The sequence below is a fragment of the Mesorhizobium sp. M4A.F.Ca.ET.020.02.1.1 genome, assembly GCF_004022645.1.
Classification (GTDB): domain Bacteria; phylum Pseudomonadota; class Alphaproteobacteria; order Rhizobiales; family Rhizobiaceae; genus Mesorhizobium.
Map to the genome: position 1 here is coordinate 1 of NZ_RZOI01000357.1, position 6,096 is coordinate 6,096.

Annotated in this window: 9 protein-coding genes; 8 read left to right on the forward strand and 1 reads right to left on the reverse strand. The window is 63.2% G+C overall.

Features of this window, described 5'->3' with window-relative positions; all coding sequences use genetic code 11:
- The coding region (locus EN742_RS20890; RefSeq protein ID WP_148670174.1) for an aminomethyltransferase family protein at positions 1 to 967 on the reverse strand (967 nt) is incomplete at its 3' end.
- A 285-nt stretch (positions 968 to 1,252) separates the two neighbouring features.
- On the opposite strand from EN742_RS20890, the gene EN742_RS20895 reads away from it, so the two are divergent.
- From EN742_RS20895 to EN742_RS20930, 8 genes are all read left to right on the forward strand, one after another.
- The gene (locus EN742_RS20895; protein ID WP_127406114.1) at positions 1,253 to 1,540 is read left to right on the forward strand and encodes a hypothetical protein; all 288 of its coding nucleotides are present in this window, start codon (positions 1,253 to 1,255) and stop codon (positions 1,538 to 1,540) included.
- A gap of 5 nt (positions 1,541 to 1,545) precedes the next feature.
- On the forward strand, positions 1,546 to 1,923 hold the full coding sequence (locus tag EN742_RS20900; protein ID WP_127406113.1) for a hypothetical protein: 378 nt from the start codon (positions 1,546 to 1,548) through the stop codon (positions 1,921 to 1,923).
- A 15-nt stretch (positions 1,924 to 1,938) separates the two neighbouring features.
- On the forward strand, positions 1,939 to 2,100 hold the full coding sequence (locus EN742_RS20905) for a hypothetical protein (protein ID WP_126056041.1): 162 nt from the start codon (positions 1,939 to 1,941) through the stop codon (positions 2,098 to 2,100).
- Between the two features lie 14 nt (positions 2,101 to 2,114).
- Positions 2,115 to 3,515, forward strand: a complete 1,401-nt coding sequence (locus tag EN742_RS20910; RefSeq protein ID WP_127406112.1) for an amino acid permease — start codon at positions 2,115 to 2,117, stop codon at positions 3,513 to 3,515.
- Between the two features lie 46 nt (positions 3,516 to 3,561).
- The gene (locus EN742_RS20915; protein WP_189375495.1) at positions 3,562 to 4,251 is read left to right on the forward strand and encodes a hypothetical protein; all 690 of its coding nucleotides are present in this window, start codon (positions 3,562 to 3,564) and stop codon (positions 4,249 to 4,251) included.
- The gene (locus tag EN742_RS20920; RefSeq protein WP_128333221.1) at positions 4,248 to 4,577 is read left to right on the forward strand and encodes a hypothetical protein; all 330 of its coding nucleotides are present in this window, start codon (positions 4,248 to 4,250) and stop codon (positions 4,575 to 4,577) included. The genes EN742_RS20915 and EN742_RS20920 overlap by 4 nt, the downstream gene beginning before the upstream one ends.
- Positions 4,578 to 4,662: 85 nt before the next feature.
- Positions 4,663 to 5,559 (forward strand): glutamine amidotransferase family protein, encoded by an 897-nt coding sequence (locus tag EN742_RS20925; protein WP_127407608.1) that lies wholly within the window; start codon positions 4,663 to 4,665, stop codon positions 5,557 to 5,559.
- A gap of 4 nt (positions 5,560 to 5,563) precedes the next feature.
- A partial coding sequence (locus EN742_RS20930) for a GXGXG domain-containing protein (RefSeq protein WP_128333222.1) occupies positions 5,564 to 6,096 on the forward strand: 533 nt, incomplete at its 3' end.

A 6,096-nucleotide genomic window follows, 5' to 3' on the forward strand; every position in this document is an offset into this window, starting at 1 on the left:
ACATGGCGCAGGTCACCACGCCAACCTTCTTGCCGTCGCGATAGACCGGCGCGCCTTCGTCGGCCGGCTCCTTGCCGTCGAGCAGGACGCCGTAAATCTTGAAGCGCTCCTTGCCCTTCAGGCGGTAGTGCTCCTCGGCGCCGCGGAAGCCGGTCTTGCCGGGGCTGACGGTGAAGTCGAGGCCGAGCTCCCACAGCGTGTCGCCGGGGCCTTCATTGTCGAAGGGATATTTCTGCGAATTGTCGTAGGGGTAGAAGAGCAGGTAGCTTTCGACGCGCAGCATATCCAGCGTGGTGAAGCGGCACGGGATGATGCCCGCGCTCTTGCCCTCGTCGAGGATCCTGTCCCAGATCGTGCCGGCGTCCTGGCCGCGGCAGAATATCTCGTAGCCGCGCTCGCCGGTGTAGCCGGTGCGCGAGATCATCACCGGAAGGCCGAACAACTGCGTCTGCATATGGTGGAAGTAGTTGAGGTCGCGGATGCCCGGCACGTGCTTGGCCAGGTAGTCGACGGCGGTCGGTCCTTGCAGCGACAGGTCGTGCAGATTGTCGTCGAAGCGAAGCGAGACGTCGCGGCCCACAGCTGCCCGCTGCAACTCTTCATGGCCGGTGCCCGACCCGTGCACGACCATCCAGCTGTTGGGGCTGATGCGGTAGATGATGCAGTCATCGGTGAACTTGCCGGCCTCGTTCAGCATGCAGGCATAGGCCGACTTGCCGGGATAGATCTTCTCGACGTCGCGGGTGGTGGCGAGGTCGATCAGATGTGCGGCATGCGGCCCGGTGATGTGTACCTTCTTCAGGCCCGACACGTCCATCAGGCCGGCCTTGGTGCGGATGGCGACATATTCCTCGTCGGCATCCTTGTCGTAGGTCCAGGCGGTGCCCATGCCGCTCCAGTCCTCGAGCTTCGAGCCGAGCGCACGATGGCGGTCCGCCAAGGTCGAAAATCTCCAGGATGCCGTCATCCGATCGTCCTCCGTCCGAAAGTCATTGCTGTTCCCTGCTCCTTGGCGCGACGGCCGGAGCTTTGGCCGAATATTGACCGCAAACGACGAAGCGCTGCAATCCCCTGCAAGCAAATAATTTCATTGTCAGGCAAAATTCTTGACCTGGAACGAACGGTTCACAAACCGTAAATCCGGCTTGACAATTCCGGAATTCGGTCGGAACTTATGAAAAAAATTTCACTCTGTTGAAAGAGCGGGACGCCCGGCCGATTCGCTTCGGACGTCGAGAGAAGGGGAAAACCGATGTCCGACCTGCAGCAGCGCATCGATGCGCTGTACCGTTCCGACGTGCGCGGATCCGCGCTCCTGATCATCTGCCTGTGGGCGACGATCCTCTTCGTCCTCATCATGACATGGCCGTACATTCCGGACGCCGGCATCAAGCTGGTCGTCGCGGTCGCCGCCGCCGCCGTGCTGATCTTCAACACGGCCGCCATCCTGGCGATGGTCAACCACTACAAGGAAGACAAGGACTTCATCTACGGGCTCGACATCAAGAACGCCGATGCGTTCCGCAACCGCAAGGGGTAGACAGCATGTCCCGCTACACGCCGCCGGAACAGAGCAAGGCCGGCCAGATTTTCGACATCGCTGTCGTCGTGGTGGCCATTTTCGTGGCGCTGTGGCTGCCGCTGAAGCTCGGCCTCGCCGGAGCGGCGAAGTCCATCGATCCGCTCGACGCCAAGACCTGGGACGCGCTTGGCCAGAACGCCACCATGGCCTCGATCTGGGAGAAGCTCGGCTATACGCCCGAGACCGCGCACGACATCATCCAGAATCGGTTCCAGTACATTATCGACTGGCCGACGCTGATCATCATGGCGATCGTGCTGATCGCCTATTTCGTCTTCCTGTTCCGCGCATCGGACCGGGAATATCGCGACGTCATCAACGAAAAATTCGACGACAAGTAATCCGGGGGCACGCTCATGTGGATACCGCTGTCTTACGCCTGCTGGGGCATCTCGATCGTGCTCGCGCTGTGGATGCTCTACGACTGGTTCAAGGTCGACTCGGCCTATTCCGAAGAGGTCTTGACCTCGTCGCGCGAAGGCGAGCTTGAAGCCGTCTCCGAGAAGCACCGGATCTGAGTGGGGATTGATCGATGACGGTCGCGCTTGACAACACCACCACCATCCACGGCGACAGGGTCTCGCTGCTCCGGGTGCTCGGCCCCGCTCATGTCTGGGCGCTTGGCGTCGGCATCGTGCTGGTCGGCGAATTCACCGGCTGGAACTTCTCGGCCGACAAGGGCGGCGCGCTGGCGGCGCTGATCGTCTGCTGGATCGTCGGCCTGCTCTATACCTCGGTCGCCATGATCGATTCCGAGGTGACCTCGACCGTCGCCGCTGCCGGCGGCCAGTACGCGCAGGCCAAGCACATCGTCGGGCCGTTGATGGCCTTTAACGTCGCACTCTTCCTGGTCTTCGCCTACACGATGCTCGAAGTGTCGGACGCAATCCTGCTCGGCGACACGATAGTCGCTAAGGCCGGCGTCGAGGGGCTTACCCACAATTCCTTCATCGCCGCCACCATCGTGGTGCTGGCATGGCTCAACTATCGCGGCGTGCTGATGACGCTCAACGTCAACTTCATCATCACCGCGATCGCCTACATTTCGATCGTCATCCTGTTCTTCTCGGTGAGCCCGTGGACGCAAGGGGCGGTGCTGAAGCTCAACGAGCTGGTGACGCCCGGCAATGCGCTGCCCTATGGCTGGATCGGCGTCATCGCCGCCTTCCAGTTCGGCATCTGGTACTATCTCGGCATCGAGGGCACGACGCAGGCCGCCGAGGAAGTGCGCTCGCCGGCGCGCTCGCTGCCCTACGGCACCATGGCCGGCATGATCACCCTTCTGATCGCCGCCGCCATGACCTGGTATGTCTGCGCCTCGATGATGCCGTGGGAATATCTCGGCATCACCTATTATCCGTTGTGGGACGCCGGCAAGCTGACCGGCAGCCCGCTGCTCGAGAACCTGCTGTTCATCGCGACGCTGCTGGCAGCACTTGCCTCCGCCAATGGTTGCATTAACGATGCGGCGCGCGCCTGGTTCTCGCTCGGCCGCGACCGCTATCTGCCGAGCTGGTTCTCGGCGGTGCATCCGAGATACCGCACGCCCTACCGCTCGATCCTGTTCCTGCTGCCGATCGCGCTCGCCTTCGCCTTCATCGCCGATCTCAACCAGGCCATCACCTTCTCGATCCTGTCGGGCGTGCTGCAGTACACTTTCATGAGCATCAACATCATGATGTTCCGCAAGAAGTGGCCGCTGGGCTCGATCCGTCGCGGCTACACGCATCCCTTCCATCCGCTGCCGGCGATCGTGCTGTTCTGCCTGTGCGTGGTCACCTTCTTCGCCATCTTCCTCGGCTTCGGCTCGCAGCTGATCGCGATGACCATCTTCTATTTCCTGATCTCGCTGTGGTTCCACTTCTACCGCTACAAATTCGTGCGCCGCGGCGACCAGTTCACCATGCCGTGGCCGAAGCCGCAGGGCTATTGAGTGGAAAGAAAGCCCGCCGGCTGACAGCGGGCTCTGGCGTGTCGAGATGTCTGAGTTGACGTCAACTTTACTTGTCGGGGCGATTGCGCTTGCCGTCGTCGTCCACCTCGCCTGGCTCGCGCGCAAAAGCCGCAAACGGGCCAGGGCGGGGCTTGCCGCCGACACCGCCAGCATTCGCTCCGTCATCGCCGACGCCATCGATGTCTCGGACGGCACCGCCGGTGTCCTCACCTGGGCTGGCGCCTGGAATGGCCAACGTGCGCAGGTCCGCACTATCATCGACACGCTGGCGACGCGAAAACTGCCGACGCGATGGCTGAGCGTTACGGTCACCGAGCCTGTCGATGTGCCGGGAACCTTCGACATGATGATGCGGCCGGGTTCGGCGACCACCTTCTCCAATTTCGATCACCTCGGCCATACGCTGCCGAAGGCCGCCAGCTTTCCCGCCGAAGCGGTGCTGCGCACGGACCGCAAGGGGGTCGCCTTCCCGCAGGACGTGATCGCCGGCCATCTCGACATCTTCGCCGAGGGCCGGGCCAAGGAACTGCTGGTCACACCGAAGGGCGTGCGCATCGTCTGGCTGCTGGCCGAGGCGGAGCGGGCGCGCTACGGCGTGTTCCGGCAGGCCGCATTCGGCGACGCCAGGCTCGATCCGGCGCTGGTCGAAAGGCTGCTGCAGTCGGCCTCGGCGCTTCGCGATGCGATCAACGTGCGCAAACGGCAGGCCGCATGACCGATAGAACCGCCTCCCCTGCTCCGACGAATCCGTTTCTCGTGCTCGGCGCGGCGATCGCGCTGCCGGGGAGCGGACATGTCCTGCTCGGCGTGGCGACCCGCGGGCTGCAATTCCTGTTCTTCATGGTGATCCTAGGCTGGGTGACCACCAAGGTGGCGACACCGGACGCCAGCTTCGTCGGCCGTCATGCCGGCGGCTTCCTGATTTATGCCCTGTCGATTCTCGATGCCTACAAGATGGCGCGCATCCGCCACGCGCAGTGGGCTCACAAGGGCAGCCGGAGCGATGGCGGCACGGGCAGCGGCGCAGAGCCGCATGCGTAACTAGAGGAAAATTTTTTTCATACGATTGAATTTTGCGGACTCATTGGGTACATCATTTTTTAGCTGCAAACGCCGGGAGGCTGACATGTGTGGAATCGTCGGACTTTTCCTCAAGGACAAGTCGCTGGAACCCAAGCTCGGCGCGATGCTGTCGGAGATGCTGATCTGTCTCACCGACCGCGGCCCGGACAGCGCCGGCATCGCCATCTATGGCGCACCGGCCGGCAACGAGGCCAAGATCACCATCCAGTCAGCGAAACCTGAACACGACTTCCGCGGCCTCGACGCGGAGCTCGCCAAGGCGATCGGCGCGCCGGTGGGCATCGCCGTCAAGTCGACGCATGCGGTGATCAGGACCGCGCCGGACAAGGTCGACGCCGCGCGTGAGGCACTGCAATCGCTTCGGCCCGATATCCGCATCATGGGCGCCGGCGAAGCCGTCGAGATCTACAAGGAGGTCGGTCTGCCGGAAGCCGTCGTCGAGCGCTTCGACGTCCGCTCGATGACCGGCACGCATGGCATCGGCCACACCCGCATGGCGACGGAATCGGCGGTCACCACGATGGGCGCGCACCCCTTCTCGACCGGCGCAGACCAGTGCCTGGTGCACAATGGCTCGCTGTCCAACCACAACAATGTGCGGCGCGAGCTGATCCGCGAAGGCATGAGATTCGAGACCGAGAACGACACCGAGGTGGCAGCCGCCTATCTCTCCTCCAGGATCGCGCACGGCAAGAACCTCGGCGAGGCGCTGGAGGGCACGCTCTCCGACCTCGATGGCTTCTTCACCTTCGTCGTCGGCACCAAGAACGGCTTCGGCGTGGTGCGCGACCCGATCGCCTGCAAGCCCGCCGTCATGGCCGAGACCGACCAATATGTCGCCTTCGGTTCCGAATATCGCGCGCTCACCAAACTGCCCGGCATAGACAATGCGAGGGTCTGGGAACCGGAGCCCGCAACCGTCTATTTCTGGGAGCATTGAGTTCATGCCGGCAACCAACGTATCCCCCGCTCAGCGCGACCTGAGCCACGCCAGGGTGTTCGACCTTGCCGAGCTGTCGCTACGCGAGCTGAACCAGGCGCTGCATCAGCTGACCCCGGGCTCCAACGAGACGGCATGGGAAGTGCTCAACCCCAAGGGCAGCCATTCGGTCGCCGTCGGCGTCGACCAGCCAGTAGCCATCGATGTGCGCGGCAGCGTCGGCTACTATTGCGGCGGCATGAATGCCGGCGGCGCCATCACCGTGCATGGTTCGGCCGGCCCCGGCGTCGGCGAGAACATGATGTCGGGCTCGATCGTGATCAAAGGCGACGCCAGCCAGTATGCCGGCGCCACCGGCCGCGGGGGCCTGCTGGTCATCGAAGGCAACGCGTCGTCGCGCTGCGGCATCTCGATGAAGGGCATCGACATCGTCGTGCACGGCAATATCGGCCACATGTCGGCCTTCATGGCGCAGTCCGGCAACCTCGTGGTGCTGGGCGATGCCGGCGATGCGCTGGGCGATTCCATCTACGAGGC